The 17,961-nt window shown below is 62.7% G+C and carries 18 protein-coding genes; 11 read left to right on the top strand and 7 right to left on the bottom strand.

Annotated elements, in window-relative coordinates:
- Positions 1-280: 280 nt before the first annotated feature.
- Positions 281-1,387 carry an agmatine deiminase gene (aguA, locus tag ACOKS3_RS27925; RefSeq protein ID WP_103448610.1) on the bottom strand — a complete coding sequence of 369 codons (1,107 nt, stop codon included), beginning with the start codon at positions 1,385-1,387 and terminating at the stop codon, positions 281-283.
- Positions 1,388-1,840: 453 nt separating this feature from the next.
- Here aguA and rfbC point away from each other — a divergent pair, with 453 nt between their 5' ends.
- From rfbC to ACOKS3_RS27950, 5 genes are read left to right on the top strand one after another with little or no spacing between them, the layout of a single operon-like run.
- A complete protein-coding gene (gene rfbC, locus ACOKS3_RS27930) occupies positions 1,841-2,383 on the top strand; it encodes a dTDP-4-dehydrorhamnose 3,5-epimerase (RefSeq protein WP_103448609.1) in 543 nt (180 codons plus the stop codon).
- On the top strand, positions 2,380-3,240 hold the full coding sequence (gene rfbD / locus ACOKS3_RS27935; RefSeq protein WP_103448608.1) for a dTDP-4-dehydrorhamnose reductase: 861 nt from the start codon (positions 2,380-2,382) through the stop codon (positions 3,238-3,240). Before rfbC ends, rfbD begins: the two co-directional genes overlap by 4 nt.
- A 38-nt stretch (positions 3,241-3,278) precedes the next feature.
- Positions 3,279-5,093 carry a sensor histidine kinase gene (locus tag ACOKS3_RS27940; RefSeq protein ID WP_422764441.1) on the top strand — a complete coding sequence of 605 codons (1,815 nt, stop codon included), beginning with the start codon at positions 3,279-3,281 and terminating at the stop codon, positions 5,091-5,093.
- A complete protein-coding gene (locus tag ACOKS3_RS27945) occupies positions 5,090-6,499 on the top strand; it encodes a sigma-54-dependent transcriptional regulator (protein WP_103448606.1) in 1,410 nt (469 codons plus the stop codon). The genes ACOKS3_RS27940 and ACOKS3_RS27945 overlap by 4 nt, the downstream gene beginning before the upstream one ends.
- A complete protein-coding gene (locus ACOKS3_RS27950; protein WP_103448605.1) occupies positions 6,496-6,951 on the top strand; it encodes a thioesterase domain-containing protein in 456 nt (151 codons plus the stop codon). Before ACOKS3_RS27945 ends, ACOKS3_RS27950 begins: the two co-directional genes overlap by 4 nt.
- Before the next feature lie 19 nt (positions 6,952-6,970).
- Here the strand turns inward: ACOKS3_RS27950 and cysQ are convergent, their stop codons facing one another.
- Both cysQ and nudE read right to left on the bottom strand, forming a co-directional pair.
- Entirely contained in the window at positions 6,971-7,789 is an 819-nt protein-coding gene (gene cysQ / locus ACOKS3_RS27955; RefSeq protein ID WP_103448604.1) for a 3'(2'),5'-bisphosphate nucleotidase CysQ, read from the bottom strand.
- Positions 7,786-8,352 (bottom strand): ADP compounds hydrolase NudE, encoded by a 567-nt coding sequence (nudE, locus tag ACOKS3_RS27960; protein ID WP_103448603.1) that lies wholly within the window; start codon positions 8,350-8,352, stop codon positions 7,786-7,788. Before nudE ends, cysQ begins: the two co-directional genes overlap by 4 nt.
- 64 nt (positions 8,353-8,416) lie before the next feature.
- On the opposite strand from nudE, the gene yrfG reads away from it, so the two are divergent.
- Positions 8,417-9,079, top strand: a complete 663-nt coding sequence (gene yrfG / locus ACOKS3_RS27965) for a GMP/IMP nucleotidase (protein WP_103448602.1) — start codon at positions 8,417-8,419, stop codon at positions 9,077-9,079.
- Between the two features lie 111 nt (positions 9,080-9,190).
- On the opposite strand, the gene lysM is transcribed toward yrfG, so the two are convergent.
- Positions 9,191-9,631: a peptidoglycan-binding protein LysM gene (gene lysM, locus ACOKS3_RS27970; RefSeq protein WP_060507543.1), complete on the bottom strand. Its 441-nt coding sequence runs from the start codon at positions 9,629-9,631 to the stop codon at positions 9,191-9,193.
- Positions 9,632-9,807: 176 nt separating this feature from the next.
- On the opposite strand from lysM, the gene fdhD reads away from it, so the two are divergent.
- Together fdhD and ACOKS3_RS27980 are read left to right on the top strand one after the other, a co-directional pair.
- Positions 9,808-10,638 carry a formate dehydrogenase accessory sulfurtransferase FdhD gene (gene fdhD / locus ACOKS3_RS27975; protein ID WP_422764440.1) on the top strand — a complete coding sequence of 277 codons (831 nt, stop codon included), beginning with the start codon at positions 9,808-9,810 and terminating at the stop codon, positions 10,636-10,638.
- A gap of 5 nt (positions 10,639-10,643) precedes the next feature.
- Positions 10,644-12,989, top strand: a complete 2,346-nt coding sequence (locus tag ACOKS3_RS27980) for an FdhF/YdeP family oxidoreductase (RefSeq protein WP_103448600.1) — start codon at positions 10,644-10,646, stop codon at positions 12,987-12,989.
- A gap of 243 nt (positions 12,990-13,232) precedes the next feature.
- On the opposite strand, the gene ACOKS3_RS27985 is transcribed toward ACOKS3_RS27980, so the two are convergent.
- Positions 13,233-14,383 (bottom strand): IS3 family transposase gene (locus tag ACOKS3_RS27985; RefSeq protein ID WP_087535084.1). Its coding sequence is split into 2 segments (ribosomal slippage): positions 13,233-14,149 and positions 14,149-14,383, totalling 1,152 coding nucleotides; the frame shifts between segments, so codons are not numbered across the junction.
- Positions 14,384-14,495: 112 nt separating this feature from the next.
- On the opposite strand from ACOKS3_RS27985, the gene ACOKS3_RS27990 reads away from it, so the two are divergent.
- Positions 14,496-14,915: a glycine zipper domain-containing protein gene (locus ACOKS3_RS27990; protein ID WP_463581494.1), complete on the top strand. Its 420-nt coding sequence runs from the start codon at positions 14,496-14,498 to the stop codon at positions 14,913-14,915.
- A 56-nt stretch (positions 14,916-14,971) separates the two neighbouring features.
- On the opposite strand, the gene ACOKS3_RS27995 is transcribed toward ACOKS3_RS27990, so the two are convergent.
- Positions 14,972-15,412, bottom strand: coding sequence for an acyl-CoA thioesterase (locus tag ACOKS3_RS27995; RefSeq protein ID WP_103448599.1), 441 nt, complete (start codon positions 15,410-15,412; stop codon positions 14,972-14,974).
- A 100-nt stretch (positions 15,413-15,512) separates the two neighbouring features.
- Between ACOKS3_RS27995 and ACOKS3_RS28000 the strand changes: the two genes are divergently transcribed.
- Positions 15,513-15,977 carry a hypothetical protein gene (locus ACOKS3_RS28000; RefSeq protein ID WP_422764461.1) on the top strand — a complete coding sequence of 155 codons (465 nt, stop codon included), beginning with the start codon at positions 15,513-15,515 and terminating at the stop codon, positions 15,975-15,977.
- 176 nt (positions 15,978-16,153) lie between these two features.
- Positions 16,154-16,249, top strand: coding sequence for a type II toxin-antitoxin system RelE/ParE family toxin (locus ACOKS3_RS28005; protein WP_422764482.1), 96 nt, complete (start codon positions 16,154-16,156; stop codon positions 16,247-16,249).
- A 57-nt stretch (positions 16,250-16,306) separates the two neighbouring features.
- On the opposite strand, the gene ACOKS3_RS28010 is transcribed toward ACOKS3_RS28005, so the two are convergent.
- Positions 16,307-17,854, bottom strand: coding sequence for a phosphoenolpyruvate carboxykinase (locus tag ACOKS3_RS28010; protein ID WP_103448597.1), 1,548 nt, complete (start codon positions 17,852-17,854; stop codon positions 16,307-16,309).
- Positions 17,855-17,961 lie beyond the last annotated feature (107 nt).

Raw genomic sequence — 17,961 nt, forward strand, 5'->3', positions numbered from 1 at the left:
TTTGCCTCCATGGTATTTCAACCACTGCGCCAGAATACTGAGCGATTGGTGATTCACTGCCGATGGGCGCAAAGCCGTCTCACTTGCTGCGTTCATGTCTACACGTACTCCCTGGGCCCGTGAGCGGCTAATTTACGTCGATATTGTTACAGAACGGTGTGCCCGGCCTGTCTGGGTAACTCACTGAAAAACAATACAAAACATATGCCATCCAGCCCTCCGGATATCGTCCAGGCAAAAAAAAACCCGTCATTCGACGGGCTTCTTCGTGTGGCCTGTATCAGCGCTTGGCCGGTGCCGGTTGCTGCTGGGTCAGGCAGTGGATGTTGCCACCGCCGAGCAGCAGCTCACGGCCTGGGATCATCACCACTTCGTGGCCCGGGAAGACCTTGGCCAGAATCGCTCTGGCCTGGGCATCTGCCGGGTCATTGAAGCTCGGCGCAATGATGCCGCCGTTGACGATCAGGAAGTTCACGTACGAACCGGCCAGGCGCACCGACGGGTCGCGCTCCTGGCTACCGGCTACCTGATCAACGCCCGCGCACTCTTCTTCGGTGGCGAACAGCGGGCCGGGGATCGGCATCTTGTGCACCACGAACTCGCGGCCTTTGGCATCACGGGTGTTTTTCAGCACCTCGTAGGCGGCGTGGCAACGGGCGTAGTTGGGGTCGTTGGAATCATCGGTCCAGGCCAGTAACACTTCGCCTGGGCTGACGTAACAGCAGAAGTTGTCGACGTGGCCGTCGGTTTCGTCGTTGTACAGGCCATCGGGCAACCAGACGATGGTTTCCACCGACAGGTGCTCGCGCAAGATCTCTTCGATCTGCTCGCGATTCAGGTGCGGGTTGCGGTTGCGGTTGAGCAGGCATTCTTCGGTGGTGATCAGGGTGCCTTCGCCATCGACATGAATCGAACCGCCTTCAAGCACGAAGCCTTCGGTGTGGTAGCGCTGGCAGCGCTCCATTTCCAGTACCTTGGCCGCCAGTTCCTCATCACGGTTCCACGGCGCATACAGGCCACCGTCGAAGCCGCCCCAGGCGTTGAAGCCCCAGTCCACGCCGCGCACTTCACCATGGTCGTTGATCACGAAGGTCGGGCCGGTGTCGCGCACCCAGGCGTCATCGTTGCTGATTTCCACCACACGGATGTTCGGCAGGTCGAGCTGACGACGGGCGTTTTCGTACTGAGCGGCAGAAACGGCCACCGTCACTGGCTCGAAGCGGGCGATCGCCTTGGCCAAAGTGACATGGGCCGCCTGAGCTGGCTTGCCGCCCAGGCGCCAGTTGTCCGAGCGCTCTGGCCAGACCATCCAGACCTGGCTTTGCGGCGCCCATTCGGCGGGCATGTGGAAACCGTCGGCGCGGGGGGTGGAGTTGAGGGTTTTCATGGGTAACCTCTGCAAAGGCACTGGGCCGATGGTCGATGGATAGCAAGTGAATGTGACATTGCCGACGGTGCGTCATGCCCGCCGCGACTGGCTAATTTATAACCGATACATATCGACTTTAAAAGCCTTGAAAACGATTAAAAACCAACCATTAGCTATTATTTACCGATATAGATCGACAAATGGTCAGCCAGGATCTACCGGCACTCGACGTTCGATATAATCGCTTGGCACAGGCTGCATCAGCATGCCAAAAAGCCTCAAGATGAAACCTGTTTCATGTTTCTACTGGGGAAGCCGGGCTTGTGGCCGATAACCCGGTGCGAAGATGAAATCGACAGGTGGGCGCGTGCTGGCTCACCGCCAGCCGATCTAGGCTCAGTTTGCCAAGACGGCGGATGTAGAGCGGACCTTTCAAGGTCGGACCTTCAGCACACTGACCGAAGAATCTCCATGAACATCATAGCGACCGAGATACCCGACGTAGTCATCATCGAACCAAAGGTCTTCGGCGACAGCCGTGGCTTCTTCTTCGAAAGCTTCAATGCCCGCGAATTCGAGAAACAGACCGGGTTCGACGGCCATTTTGTCCAGGACAATCATTCGCGCTCCCAGCGTGGCGTACTGCGCGGCCTGCATTACCAGATCGACAACCCCCAGGGGAAACTGGTGCGCGTGGTGCAGGGCGAAGTGCTGGACGTGGCCGTGGACATCCGCCGTAGTTCGCCGTACTTCGGGCGCTGGGTTGCCCGGCGCCTGACCTCCACCGACCACCTGCAGTTCTGGATTCCACCCGGGTTCGCCCATGGCTTCCTGGTGCTGAGCGAAACAGCCGACTTCCTGTACAAGACTACCGATTACTACAACCCTGCCGCCGAGCGCTCGATCCGCTGGGACGACCCTGACCTGGCCATCGACTGGGATGTGGAGAACCCGACCCTGTCGGCCAAGGACCAGGCAGCCGTGTTGTTGAAAGATGCGGACCTGTTCCCATGAAGATTCTCGTCTGTGGCCACCATGGCCAGGTCGCTCAGGCACTGCTGGCCCAGTTGAACGGGCTTGGCGACGTGCATCTGCTGGGCCGTGACCAACTGAACATGGCCAGCCCCGAGGCGCTGCGCGAGCCATTGCGGCGCCTGGCCCCGCAACTGATCATCAACGCCGCCGCCCATACCGCAGTGGACCAGGCCGAAACCGAACCGGACCTGGCCTTCGCGATCAACGCAGAAGGCCCGCGAGTGCTGGCCGAAGAGGCGGTGCGCCTGGGTGCGCCGCTGATCCACTACTCCACCGACTATGTCTTCGATGGCGAAAAGGCCTTGCCCTATACCGAAGCCGACCGTCCCAACCCGCTGGGTGTCTACGGCCGCAGCAAACTGGCCGGGGAGCAAGCCATCGCCGCAGTGGATGGTGAGCACCTGATTCTGCGCACCAGCTGGGTGTACTCGCTGTACGGGCGCAATTTCCTGCTGACCATGCAACGCCTGCTGCAGGAAAAACCGCAGCTGCGCGTGGTCAACGACCAGATCGGCGCCCCCACCTGGGCCACGACCATTGCCGCCGCCACCCGGGAACTCATCGAGCGCTGGCAAGCCGGGCAGCGCGGCGCCTGGGGCACCTATCACCTGACCGCCCAGGGCGATACCTCCTGGTTTGGCTTCGCCCAGGCCATCGGCGAACACCTCAAGGCGCGCGGCCTGCCTTGCGCCGAGCTGCTGCCGATCCCTTCCAGCGAGTACCCGACCCCGGCGCGTCGCCCGGCCAACTCACGCCTGGACTGCTCGCGCCTGGCCCGTGAGTGGGACGTACACCTGCCGCACTGGCAGCAAGCGCTGATCGACTGCCTCAAGTAGCGCATAATTGCGCCAGACCCGTCTGGCGCACTTACGCGATGATTGCAAAACCCACCTCCCCTCGCCGTCCCCGCTGGCGCAGCCTGGCCCTGCTGGCCCTGTGCCTGGCGCCACTGCTGTGGCCACTGCACCATCTGGCCGAGCGCTACTACCAGGACGAACTGGCCTCGCAGAACCGCCAGACCCTCGACCTGTACGTCGCCAACCTGCTCGGCACCCTGCACCGCTACGAAACCCTGCCGCAGATCCTCGGCGATCTACCTGCGCTGCGCGGCGTGCTGGCCGACCCGTTCCGCCTCGAAGCAGTCACCAACGCCAACCGCCTGCTCAAGGACATCGTCCAGCAGACCGGCGCCGAGGTGATGTACCTGATGGACGTCAGCGGCAACACCCTGGCTGCCTCCAACTGGGACAAGCAGGACAGCTTCGTAGGCCGCAACTTCTCTTTCCGCCCGTATTTCATCGAAGCCATGGCCGGCCGCCTGGGTCGTTTCTTCGGCCAGGGCACCACCTCGGCCAAACGCGGCTACTTCTTCGCTGCCGCCGTGCGCGACCGCGAGCGCATCGTTGGCGTGCTGGTGGTCAAGGTCGACCTGGACCACACCGAAACCCTCTGGGGCCGTACCCCCGAGCAACTGCTGCTGACCGACCACAACGGCGTGGTGATCCTCACCTCGCGCCCCGAGTGGCGTTTTCGCGCCACCCGCGAGCTGACTGACGCCGAGCGCCGGGCAATCGTCGCCATCCAGCCCTACCCGACCCAGGCCCCGCAACCGCTGGTGCTGAACCAGGACGCCTGGCTCACCCAGACCCGCGACATCAAGGAAACCGGCTGGCAGGTGAGCATCCTCGCCCCGCGCCTGTTGGTCGATCGCTCGGTGCAGACGGTGATGGCTATCGGCGCCGGCGCGCTGCTGGTGCTGATGCTGTTCGCCGGCCTGGTGATGCAGCGGCGCCGCCACTACATCGACCGCATCGACTTCGAGGCCCGTGGCCGTCAAGAGCTGGAAACCCGCGTGGCCGAGCGTACCGCCGCCCTCGAAGGCCTTAACGCCCGGCTGAAAAGCGCCGTGCTGGAACGCGAGAACGCCCAGCAGGAGCTGGTGCGCGCCCAGGATGAACTGGTCCAGGCCGGCAAGCTGTCGGTGCTCGGCACCATGTCAGCGAGCATCAGCCACGAGCTCAACCAACCCCTGGCGGCGATCCGCAGCTACGCCGAGAACGCCGAAATCCTGCTCGACCACCAGCGCACCGAGGACGCCCGCGGCAATCTCAAGCTGATTGGCGAACTGACCGGGCGCATGGCCTCGATCATCGCCCACCTGCGCGCCTTTGCCCGTCGCGACCGCCACGCCCCGGAAAGCGTGGCCCTGCAACCGGCACTGGATGATGCCCTGGCCCTGTTGGCCAAGCGCCGTCGGGCGATGGCCGTGGAGCTGATCCGCGACCTGCCCGAGGCCACCCTGTGGGTGCAGGCCGGCGAAACCCGCCTGCGCCAGGTGCTCGGCAACCTGCTGGCCAACGCCCTCGACGCCCTGACGGAAAAGGCCAACCCGCGGCGCCTGTGGCTGAGTGCCGAAAAGCACGATGATTACGTCTACCTGTACATTCGCGACAATGGCCCGGGCTTCAGCCGCCAGGCTCTGGAGCACGCCAAAGAGCCGTTCTTCACCACCAAGACCCGCACCCAGGGCCTGGGCCTGGGCCTGGCCATCTGCGAAAGCCTGATGCGCACGCTGGGCGGTGAATTGCTGCTGGCCAACCACCCTGAAGGTGGCGCCCTGCTCACCCTGCAACTGCGCGAGGCTGCACCCGGCGCTACCTTGCCCACTTCGGAGGACTCCTCGGCATGACGACCGAGCCTTACATCGACAGCCAGGCCCAGGTGATCCTGGTCGACGACGACCCCCACCTGCGCCAGGCCCTGAGCCAGACCCTCGACCTGGCCGGGCTCAAGGTCGTTGCCCTGGCTGACGCCCAAGGCCTGGCCGAGCGCATCGAGCCCGACTGGCCGGGCGTGGTGGTCAGCGATATCCGCATGCCTGGCATCGACGGCCTGCAATTGCTGGAGCAGTTGCACGGCCGCGACAGCGAACTGCCGGTGCTGCTGATTACCGGCCACGGCGATGTGCCGCTGGCAGTTCAGGCCATGCGCGCGGGCGCCTACGACTTCCTGGAAAAACCCTTCGCCAGCGACGCCCTGCTCGATAGCGTGCGCCGCGCCCTGGCCCTGCGCCGCCTGGTGCTGGACAACCGCAGCCTGCGCCTGGCCCTGAGCGACCGTCAGCAACTGGCCACCCGGCTGGTCGGCCACTCACCGTCGATGCAGCGCCTGCGTGAGCAGATCGGCGCCCTGGCAGGCACCCGTGCCGATGTCCTGATCCTCGGTGAAACCGGCGCCGGCAAAGAGGTGGTCGCTCGTGCCCTGCACGACCTGTCCAGCCGCCGCGACGGCCCGTTCGTGGCCATCAATGCCGGTGCGCTGGCCGAGTCGGTGGTCGAAAGCGAGCTGTTCGGCCACGAGCCAGGCGCTTTCACCGGTGCGCAGAAGCGGCGCATCGGCAAGTTCGAGTTCGCCAACGGCGGAACGCTGTTCCTCGACGAAATCGAGAGCATGAGCCTGGACGTGCAGGTAAAGCTGCTGCGCCTGTTACAGGAGCGAGTGGTCGAGCGCCTCGGTGGCAACCAGCTGATCCCGCTGGATATCCGCATCATCGCCGCCACCAAGGAAGACTTGCGCACCTCTGCCGACCAGGGCCGCTTTCGTGCCGACCTCTACTACCGCCTGAACGTGGCGCCGCTGCGCATTCCACCTTTGCGCGAACGTGGTGACGACATCCTGGTGCTGTTCCAGCACTTCGCCGATGCCGCCAGCCAGCGCCATGGCCTGCCACCTCACAGCCTGCAACCGGCCCAGCGGGCCATGCTGTTGCGCCATGACTGGCCGGGCAACGTGCGCGAACTGCAGAACGCTGCCGAACGCTTTGCCCTGGGCCTGGAGCTGGCCCTCGATGGTCAGGCACCGGCGCCTGCCCCCAGCGCTACGCCGATACTGCCGGGCAATCTCAGCGAACAGGTCGAGCAGTTCGAGCGCTCCCTGATCGCCGCCGAACTGGCCCAGCCCCATGGCTCCATGCGCAGCCTCGCCGAAGCCCTCGGCATCCCGCGCAAGACCCTGCACGACAAGCTGCGCAAGCACGGTCTGCATTTCGAAGGCGGTAGCAGCGGCAGCGACGACCACGAGGAAAACCGCCCATGAGTTCCGATAGCCAATACCTGCAGTCCGTGCTGCACGGCGACATTCCGCTAACCCGTGAAATGGGCCTGGAAGTCATCGATTGGCAAGCCCATACCCTGCGCCTGCAACTGCCGCTGGCCGCCAACGTCAACCACAAGAGCACCATGTTCGGCGGCAGCCTGTACTGTGCTGCGGTGCTGGTGGGATGGGGCTGGCTGCACCTGCGCCTGCGCGAACTGGGCATCGATGACGGGCATATCGTCATCCAGGAAGGCCTGATCAACTACCCGCTGCCGGTGACCGGCGCGGCGGTAGCGCGTTGCACGGCGCCGGACGAAAAGACCTGGGAGCGGTTCCTGACGATGTACCAGCGCCGTGGCCGGGCGCGGCTGACATTGGCAACCAGCGTCAGCAACGCCGGCAGTGATGAGCCCGCCGTCACCTTCAGCGGGCAGTACGTGCTACATCGCTGACAAGGCTGTCGCGCGAGCTTCAGACCAGGTCAAGGAAGGCCTGGCGCCAGGCAGCCTTGGCAGGCAACGCCAGGAAGAACGGATTGAGCAGCGAGTCACGCGCCGGGTAGCGGAAAGGCTGGCCATCCACTTCGATCACCTCGCCACCGGCACCCTCCAAGACACCCTGCGCCGCCGCCGTGTCCCATTGTGAAGTCGGCGCCAGGCGCGGGTAGCAGTCGGCGCTGCCTTCGGCCAGCAGGCAGAATTTCAGCGAGCTGCCGATATTTGCCAATTCCAGCTCACCCACCGCAGCACTCAGGCCAGCCAGCAGCGCCTCTTGCTGCGGGCTGGAATGGCGACGGCTTGCCACCACGGTGAAACGACCACCGACGGGCGGCGCATTGCGCACCTGGACAGGCAGGGCCTCAGCAGCCCCTTCAGTGCGCCAGGCGCCGAAGCTGCGGCCACCGAAATAGCAGCGCCCGTTGGTCGGCATCGATACCACGCCGAACACCACCTCGCCATTCTCGACCAGCGCGATGTTGACGGTGAATTCCTCACTGCCGGCAATGAACTCCTTGGTGCCGTCGAGCGGGTCAACCAACCACCAGCGACTCCAGCCCTGGCGCTCGGCCAGCGGGATATTGCAGTCCTCTTCGGAGAGCACCGGGATCTGCGGCGCCAGCGCCAGCAGGCCATCGGCAATGACCCGATGCGCCGCCAGGTCAGCGGCCGTCACCGGCGAATCGTCGGCCTTGTTGGTCACCGCCACGTCGGCGCGCCAGAACGGCAGGATGGCTTCGCCTGCCAATTGGGCAAGCTTGACCACTTCGCGCATCAGTTGCAGGTCGTTCATGCTTCGAGCAGCCCCCGCTGGATCAACAGGTCACGGGCCAGGTACAGCGCCGCCAGCGCCCGCCCTTCAGTGAACTGCGGGTGCATGGCCAGGGCCGAAAGCTCGCGCAGGTTGACCTTGTCGACCCGCATCGGCTCCGGCTCGTCGCCCTCCAGGCGCTCCTCGTAGAGGTCGCTGGCCAGCACCACCTGGATCTTCTGGCTCATGTAGCCAGGCGACAGCGACAGCTCGGTCAGGTGTTCCAGCTGGCGAGCGCCAAAGCCGGCTTCTTCCTTGAGCTCGCGGTCGGCGGCGGCCAGCACGTCCTCACCCGGCTCGATCAGGCCTTTAGGCAATGACAGCTCGTATTCGTCGGTGCCGCCGCAGTATTCCTCCACCAGCACCGCGTGCTCGGCATCGAGCATTGCCACGATCATCACCGCGCCATAGCCGTTGCCGCGGCCGACCAGGCGCTCATAGGTACGCTCGCTGCCATTGCTGAAGCGCAACTGCACGGCCTCGACACGGAACAGGCGGCTGCTGGCGACGATCTCGCGACTGAGGACGGTGGGTTTCTGGCGCATGGGGCAGCTCCTTGGCGTGAACGGGTTACTATACCGTGGCTAGCCGACTGATCGAGAATTTCCCATGCCTGTTCTTCCCTGGTCTGCCATCGACACCGTCCTGCTGGACATGGACGGCACCCTGCTCGACCTGCACTACGACAACCGCTTCTGGCTCGACCACCTGCCCCAGCGCTACGCCGAGCTGCATGGTGTCAGCCGGGCCACGGCAGAAATGGAGCTGCAGCCGCTGTTCGAGCGCAACGCCGGCACCCTCAACTGGTACTGCCTGGACTTCTGGAGCAGCGAGCTGAAACTGCCGATTCGCGAGCTCAAGCGCGAGATCGCCGACCTGATCGCCCTACGGCCCGATGCCGATACCTTTCTCGCAGCCATCCGCAAGGCGGGCAAGCGCGTGGTGATGATCACCAATGCCCATCGCGACTCACTGTCACTGAAGCTGGAGCGGGTGGAACTGGCGCCGTATTTCGAACGGCTGATCAGTTCGCACGATTACGGCTACCCGAAGGAAAACGCGCAGTTCTGGGATGCCTTGAAGGCGGATATCGGCTTTGATCCGCAGCGCAGCCTGTTCATCGATGACACCTTGGCTATCCTGCGCAGTGCGCGGCGGTTTGGCGTGGGGCATCTTTTGGCGGTGCGCCAGCCGGATAGCCGGGCGCAGCCCAGGGATACCGAAGAATTCGCAGCGGTCGAGGATTACCGGGAATTGTTGGTCGGCCTTTAGGGCCCTTTCGCGGGGCAAGCCCGCTCCTACAGGTTATCCACAAGCGCTGAAATGGTGATTACCTGTAGGAGCGGGCTTGCCCCGCGAAGAGGCCGGACCAGGCGGTAGAGATCAGTCAGGAATGCGCAGCACCTGCCCCGGGTAGATCTTGTCCGGGTGCTTGAGCATCGGCTTGTTGGCCTCGAAAATCTTGTTGTACTGGCCGGCATTGCCATACACGACCACAGAGATCGCTGACAGCGTGTCACCCTTTTTCACGGTGACGAACCTTGCCGCCGCCACGACCGGACCGGTCACGGTGATCTGGTCGTCGACGCTGGCCACCCCTTCGATGTTGCCGGCGGCGAGAATGATCTTCTCTTTCTCTTCCTGGCTGGCCACCTCGCCCTTGAGAATGACCTTGTCACCCTCTACAGTGGCCGAAATGTTCGGGTTGCCCAGGCCGACACTTTCCACGTGTTTCTTCAGCTGCTCTTCGGCATTGGCATTGCCGGGAGTCAGCAGGTCGATCAACTTCTCGCCGGCTTCCTTCACGAAACTGAACAGGCTCATGACGCGCTCCTTGTTGACGTAAACCTCGGAGCCAGGAGTCTAGGCCAGGATTGCCCTGCCCGCCCCCTCTGCGACCAATCGACGCGATCTATCAAGGCATAGACCCTAGCGATTAGACGCGCCCGGCCCGTCGGCCTAGGCTGGTGCTATCAAATAGCCGCCGGTTCTCTCGCCCGATGCAAAGCAAACCTCCGGTCTGTGCGGCCTCCATGCCCTTGGCACTGCCTGCCGCCAGCAACACCTACGACTACGTCCAGCTCTGCGACGGCGAACACGCCTGCACGCCGCTGGCCGAAGAAGTCGCGCTGGCCATTGCCTACAACGGCCTGAACCAGGCAGTGATGCTGGTCAGCCCCACCGACCTGGAAGACTTCGCGGTCGGTTTCAGCGTTGGCAGCGGCATCGTCGAAGGCACTTCGGAAATCTATGATCTGAAACTCTCCGGCAGTGGCTCGGCGATGTATGCCGACCTGGAGATTTCCAGCCGCGCCTTCTGGAACCTGAAGAACCAACGTCGCCAGCTGGCCGGCACCAGTGGTTGCGGCCTGTGCGGGGTGGAAGCCCTGGAACAGGCGCTGCCGGAACTGACCGCCTTGCCTGGCGCGCCGTTACCGCCAGCGCACTGGCTGGCGGGCCTGCGCGATCGCATCGATACGTTCACCCCGCTGGGCCAGCACTGCGGTGCCGTGCACGCTGCGCTGTTCATGAACGCCCAGGGCGAATTGCTGATGGGCCGCGAAGACATCGGCCGGCACAACGCCCTCGACAAGCTGATCGGCGCCCTGCTGCGCCAAGGCGTCAGCACCCAGGGCGGCCTTGCCATCGTCACCAGCCGCTGCAGCCTGGAGCTGATCCAGAAGGTGCTGCGCGCCGGCATCCAGACCCTCGTCAGCCTCTCGGCGCCTACCGGCCTGGCCCTGCAATGGGCGCGCAAGCACAACCTCAACCTTATTCATCTGCCCAAACACAGTGCACCGCGGGTCTACAGCCCAGCGGCGGAGTCGTAACAGTCGTGACCTCGTACCAGCATCTCCCGGACAACGCCCCAGCCTCCACCCCTCGCTACCAGCCCTACCACGGCCCCGCCGGTGGTTGGGGCGCGCTGCGTAGCGTGGCCAAGGCCTGGGTCGGCAGTGACAACGCGCTGAAGAACATCCGCGCCCTGCTCAAGACCAATCAGAATGGCGGCTTCGACTGCCCCGGCTGCGCCTGGGGCGATTCGCCCGAGGGCGGCATGGTCAAGTTCTGCGAGAACGGAGCCAAGGCGGTCAACTGGGAGGCCACCAAACGCCGCGTCGATGCGGCGTTCTTCGCGCGCTACAGCGTCAGTGCGCTGCTGCAGCAGAGTGACTACTGGCTCGAGTATCAGGGCCGCCTGACCGAACCGATGGTCTACGACCCACAGAGCGATCGCTACCAGCCGATCACCTGGGATGCCGCCTTCGCCCTGATCGCCCGCGAGCTGAACAAGCTGACCAGCCCTGACCAGGCCGAGTTCTACACCTCCGGCCGTGCCAGCAACGAAGCGGCCTACCTATATCAGCTGTTCGTGCGCGCCTATGGCACCAACAACTTCCCCGACTGCTCGAACATGTGCCACGAGGCCAGTGGCGTGGCGCTGGGGCAGAGCGTCGGGGTCGGCAAGGGCACCGTCACCTATGACGACTTCGAGCACGCCGATGCGATCTTCGTCTGGGGCCAGAACCCGGGCACCAACCACCCACGCATGCTCGACCCCCTGCGCGACGCGGTCAAACGTGGCGCCCAGGTGGTCTGCGTGAACCCGCTCAAGGAGCGTGGCCTGGAACGCTTCCAGCACCCGCAGAACCCGCTGGAGATGCTGACCAACAGCGATCGCCCGACCAACACCGCGTTCTTCCGCCCAGCACTGGGCGGCGACATGGCGTTGTTGCGCGGCATGGCCAAGTTCGTCCTGCAATGGGAGCGCGAAGCACAGGCCAAGGGCGAGCCGGCAGTCTTCGACCACGTATTCATCGCCGAGCACGGCCATGGCGTGGAGGAATACCTGGCCGCGGTAGACGCCACCTCCTGGGCGCACATCCAGGAACAATCCGGCCTGACGTTAGCCGACATCGAGCTGGCCGCACGCATGTATTGCCGCGGCAAGCGGGTGATCATGTGCTGGGCGATGGGCATCACCCAGCACCGCCATTCGGTGCCGACCATCCAGGAAATCGTCAACCTGCAGATGCTGCGCGGCAACATTGGCGTGCCGGGCGCTGGCCTGTGCCCGGTACGTGGCCACAGCAACGTGCAGGGCGACCGTACCATGGGCATCAACGAACGCCCGCCGGTGGCCCTGCTCGACGCCATCGAAAAGCGCTTCAACTTCTCGGTGCCACGGCACAACGGCCACAACACCGTCGAGGCGATCCACGCCATGCTCGATGGCCGTTCGAAAGTGTTCATCGGCCTTGGCGGCAACTTCGCCCAGGCCACCCCGGACACCGAACGCACCGCACAGGCCCTGCGCAACTGCGAACTGACCGTGCACATCAGCACCAAGCTCAACCGCAGCCACCTGATCCACGGCAAGCAGGCACTGATACTGCCGTGCCTGGGCCGCACCGACATCGACCTGCAGGCCGATGGGCCGCAGGCGGTCACCGTGGAAGACTCGTTCAGCATGGTCCATGCCTCCAATGGCCAGCTCAAGCCACTGTCGCCCCAGATGCGCTCGGAGCCTGCCGTGGTCGCCGGTATCGCGGCCGCCACCTTGGGCAAGCAGCCGGTGGACTGGCACTGGCTGGTGGCTGACTACGCACGCATCCGCGACCTGATCGGCGACACCATTCCCGGCTTTGCCGACTTCAACCAGCGCCTGGCCCACCCGGGCGGCTTCTACCTGGGAAACAGCGCCGGCAGCCGTCAGTGGAAGACCACCACGGGCCGCGCCAACTTCAAGGCCAACCTGCTGCCCGACACCCTGATCGACGAGCGCGTGCGCGCCAGCGGCCAGTTGCCGGACCTGATCATGCAGTCGATGCGCTCGCACGATCAGTACAACACCACCATCTACGGCCTGGACGACCGCTACCGAGGTGTGCGCGGCCAGCGCGAGGTGCTGTTTGCCAACGAGGCCGACATCATCCGCCTGGGCTTTCAGCCTGGGCAGAAGGTCGACATCGTCTCGTTGTGGGGTGATGAGCACGTGCGCCGTGTGCATGGCTTCACATTGCTGGCCTTCGACATCCCTGCCGGGCAGGCGGCGGCGTATTATCCGGAAGTGAACCCGCTGATCCCGCTGGAAAGCATCGGCGACGGCAGCCATACGCCGACATCCAAGTTCGTTGCCATCAAGCTGGAACGCGCCCGGGACGACGGTCGAATCCTGTAAGCAGAAACGCCGCGGCAAGAACGAAAAAAGCCCTGAACCGCGAGGTCCAGGGCTTTGTCACAAATAGCTCAGACACGCGAAAAGCGATAAAGTTTCACAGCAAATACAGCAACTTAGATAATTGTGTACAACTCGTGTTACTCGTCGGATTTTCGTTGCCAGCCGCCCTCCGTAGCCTCAAATTCGCCCACGTCATCCCTATGAGGCTCTTTTGATGAAGAAGTATGAATCGCCCCTGGTTTTCTAGACACTCTCCAAGCTCAGGAAATAGCGTTTCTCATACTCTACTGGAGACAGCTGCATAGCACTGCTGTGTCGGCGTTTAGGGTTATAGAACATCTCGATGTAATCGAAAATATCACTTCGGGCTTCTTCACGGGTTGTGTAGATCTTTCGTCGGATTCGCTCTCGCTTCAAAAGCTGGAAAAAGCTCTCGGCTACGGCATTGTCGTGGCAGTTTCCCCGCCGGCTCATGCTGCTGATTACATTGTTGGCCTTCAAAAAGCTTTTCCAATCCGAGCTACTGAACTGACTGCCTTGATCTGAGTGAATCATAACTTGCTGCTGAGGCTTGCGTCGCCAAACAGCCATCAACATCGCGTCGATAGCCAGGTCGCTGCACATCCTTGGCTTCATTGACCAACCAATTACTTGGCGTGAGAACAGATCCAGCACTACCGCGAGGTAGAGCCACCCTTCATAGGTGCGGATGTAAGTGATATCTGTCACCCAGACCTTGTTCGGCTCACTTACCTTGAACTGCCGCGCGAGGTGGTTGGGCGAGGCCACTGTTGGTTTTCCACCATAGAACCCTGGACGCCGCCGATAGCCCGTTTGAGAACGCAGTCCCTCCGCCTGCATCAAGCGCCTGACTCGATTTCGGCCGCATTCCTCTCCCAGCTCACGCAGGTCATCGTGAATTTTGCGGTAGCCGTATACACCTCCGCTTTCCAGCCAAGCGTGTTTGATCAAGCCAAGCAGACGTTGATCTTCTTTTGCTCGGGCAGATTGAGGCTCGGCCAGCCAGGCGTAATAGCCGCTGGGGTGCACCTTGAGGGTTTGGCAAAGGCGCCGCACCGGGTAATCAGTCGAGTGCTTCTTGATGAAGGCGTACTTCAGCCGCACTCCTTGGCAAAGTACGCGGCGGCCTTTTTTAAGATGTCTCGCTCTTCCGTCACGCGCTTGAGTTCAGCGCGTAGCTTGCGCAGTTCGGCCTGCTGATCGTCGTCTTGCTGACGCTGCTCTTGGGGCTTGCTGTAGACCTTGATCCAGGCGTAAAGACTGTGCACGGACATGCCCAGGCGCTGGGCGACATCGGCGACAGGTTTGCCTTTCTCGGTCACTTGCTTGACCGCTTCGATCTTGAATTCTTCGGGGTAACGCTGACGACTCATGGCACCTCCTATTTGGGCCTCATTATGAGGCTTGGAGGTGTCTACGAAACCAGGGGCGATTCAGTACTCCTCGATTCTGTTGTTGTCTTTCAGCTTGCTCAGCGGCGTTGCCATGGCAGGCGGCAATACCGAGGCTGGCATTGGCGGCGCATTGGGTGGGGTACTCGGCTCCGTAGTGGGCAACTCCATCGGCGGTAGCACCGGCGGTGCCATTGGTGCAGGTCTGGGCGGTGCGGCCGGCGGTGCCCTGGGTGCCGACAAGCGCCAGCGTGGCGAAGCCGCCATCGGCGGTGCCCTGGGCGCTGCAGGCGGTAACGTGGTAGGTCGCTCGGTAGGCGGTACAACCGGTAGCTATATCGGTGCGGCCGCAGGCGGCGGTGCCGGCGGTGCGCTGGGTAACTACATGGGCAACAAGGCCGATGAAGACGAGCGCCATGACGACCGTCGCTACCGTCGTGACTACGACGACCGTCGCCACTACGACCGTGGCCGCCACTATGGCCACCGCAAGCACCGTCACTGGCGTGACTGATACCTGAGGCCTGGCCTGTGGGTAAAAAGAGCCCTGCCCTCACCGGCAGGGCTTTTTCATGCCTGCGGGTCGAGTTGCAGGCCGGCCAGGATCACCTGCAAAGTCTCGGGCAGCGGCACCGGCCTGCCGCTGGTGCGCTCGACGAACACCTGCACCACCGTCCCTGCCGCGCACGCATCGGTTTCCCCCGGGCGGTATAGCGCCAGGCGGTACTCCACGGTACTGCCTGCCAGCCGTGTCACCCCCAGCCCCACCTCCAGCACATCCGGGAAGCCCGGCAAGGCGAAGAAGTCCGCCGCCGAACTGACCACGAAAGCTGCCAGCTCGCCATCGCGCAGATCCAGGTCGGCCTGTTCGGCGAGAAAGGCCTGGATGGCGGTTTCGAAGAAGCCATGCACAGTAGCTCCGGCAATGTGGCCGTTGGCGTCGTTATCCTGGGGGCGGGTGAGGATTGGGTGGAAGTGGGAGAAGGCCGTGCGATTGGGGGATTCGGTCATGAGTTATCCACAATTAGTTACATCGGAGAGAAGCTTTCCACAACATCAGGAAGGCCTATAGTCGCAATCAACTATAGATTGCATAGCATGGTGCATCCCAATGAAATCGAGAATCACACCAGTGCCCACTCATCAGCTGGACCATGCAAACCTTAGCCGAATGGCAGAATCAGGCCGAATCAAAGCAACGCACATTGTAGGGCAGCCCGGGGGTTGGGCAGTACAGGTTGACGTCAACCAGCAAGAACATGTGCTCATTGCTCAACGCAGTGGCAATGTCAGGCTGTTCAAGAAATTCGAAACCTTGGTGACCTACCTGCTCGACCTCGGTATTGACCATTTTCAGGTCGATGCGTCTACCTTCGACCCGAACCAACTGAGCACCTACCAGCGTCCTGACCGTGCTCTGGCACTCAAACGAGCTCATGAGGCAGCAGCCTATGAAGGCTGGTTTGCCGAACAGGTCGAGGCGAGCCTCAAAGATCCATCCCCAGTGGTCGAGGACGATGATGCAGAGCGGCAGTTCGCTGCCTTGCGCGCCAACCTCAAAACCAAGATTCGCTGATGCGCCTGGTTTGGCGAGAAATGGCTCTGAAAGACCGTAGATGCATCATGGAGCACATTTCCGAGGACAACCCTACCGCTGCCATTTTGTTGGACTAGACATTCAGAGACAAAGCAAGGCGCAACAGCCTGACACCAACGCTCTACAAGGCTGGCAGATCCCCAGGAACGCGAGAAATTGTCGTAAGGTCAAACTACGTGATGATTTACCGGGTGATGGATGATCGTATAGAAATCATCCGCATCCTCCATGCACGACAGCAGTGGCCCTGAACCAGATACAAAAAAGCCGCCCCAAGGGGCGGCTTTCTCGTTGCGGCTGGGGTCAGCTTACAGCTGTGGGCCAGCAGCCTTGATGGCGTCGGAAACTTCGAACTTCTTGAAGTTTTCGATGAACAGCTTGGCCAGGCCTTGGGCGGCCTCGTCGTAGGCAGCCTTGTCAGCCCAGGTGGCGCGCGGGTTGAGCAGCTCGGTTTCAACGCCCGGAACGGCCTTCGGCACGTCCAGGTTGATGATTTCCAGGTGCTCGGTTTCGGCGCCGACCAGAGCACCGCTCTGGATGGCGGCGATCACGCCACGGGTGGTCGGGATGCTGAAGCGCTTGCCAACGCCGTAGCCACCGCCGGTCCAGCCGGTATTGACCAGGTAGACCTTGGAGCCGAAGGCGTTGATGCGCTTGATCAGCAGCTCGGCGTATTCGCCAGCTGGGCGCGGGAAGAACGGCGCGCCGAAGCAGGTGGAGAAGGTCGACTTGATGCCGCCGCCCGAACCCATTTCGGTGGAACCGACCAGCGCGGTGTAACCGGACAGGAAGTGGTAGGCCGCCTGCTCGTTGTTCAGGATCGACACCGGAGGCAGAACACCGGTCAGATCGCAGGTCAGGAAGATGACGGCGTTCGGCTCGCCACCCAGGTTGGCGTCGGCGCGCTTGGCGACGTGCTCCAGCGGGTAGGCAGCGCGGCTGTTCTGGGTCAGGCTGACATCGGCGTAGTCGGCGTGCTTGTTGGCGTCGAGCACGACGTTTTCCAGCACGGCGCCATGCTTGATGGCTTTCCAGATGACCGGCTCGTTCTTCTCGGACAGGTCGATGCACTTGGCGTAGCAGCCACCTTCCATGTTGAAGACAACGCCTTCGCCCCAACCGTGCTCGTCGTCACCGATCAGGTAACGGCTCTCGTCGGCCGACAGGGTGGTCTTGCCAGTGCCGGACAGGCCGAAGAACAGCGTGACGTCGCCTTCTTCGCCGATGTTGGCAGCACAGTGCATCGGCAGCACGTCGGCAGCCGGCAGCAGGAAGTTCTGCACCGAGAACATGGCTTTCTTCATTTCGCCGGCGTAGCGCATGCCAGCGATCAGCACTTTCTTCTGGGCGAAGTTGATGATCACGCAGCCGTCGGAGTTGGTACCGTCACGCTCAGGCTCGCAAACGAAGTTGGCAACGTTGAGGATCTGCCACTGGTCACGGCCGGCCGGGTTGAACTGGCCTGGCTCCGGGTTGATGAACAGGCAACGGCCGAACAGGTTCTGCCAGGCAGTCTGGGTGGTCATCTTCACCGGCAGGTAGTGCTCGGCAGCAGCCCCTACGTGAACGTAGGAAACGAAGTGATCCTGGGCGTTGTTGAACGCCTCGACGCGGTCCCACAGGGCATCGAACTTGTCGGCCGGGAACTTGCGGTTGATCGGGCCCCAGGCGATGGCAGCCTGGGTGGAAGGTTCTTCGACGATGAAACGGTCAGCCGGCGAGCGGCCAGTACGGTGGCCAGTTTCGACTACCAGTGCGCCAGTATCGGCCAGCACGCCTTCACCGCGTTGCAGCGCTTCTTCAACCAGCTTATCGACGCTCAGGTCGGTGTACACGGTGTTGTTGGCTTGCGTCATGAGATACCCCATCCGGCCCGAGGCCGAGTGCTCCAAACGTTTTGTAGTTGTCTCGAAAAAACTACTACAGCGAAAAAAGTGGCCGGATTATGCCAGAAACGCCCAAA

It is taken from the genome of Pseudomonas sp. HS6-2 (genome assembly GCF_049325675.2).
Lineage (GTDB): Bacteria > Pseudomonadota > Gammaproteobacteria > Pseudomonadales > Pseudomonadaceae > Aquipseudomonas > Aquipseudomonas putida_N.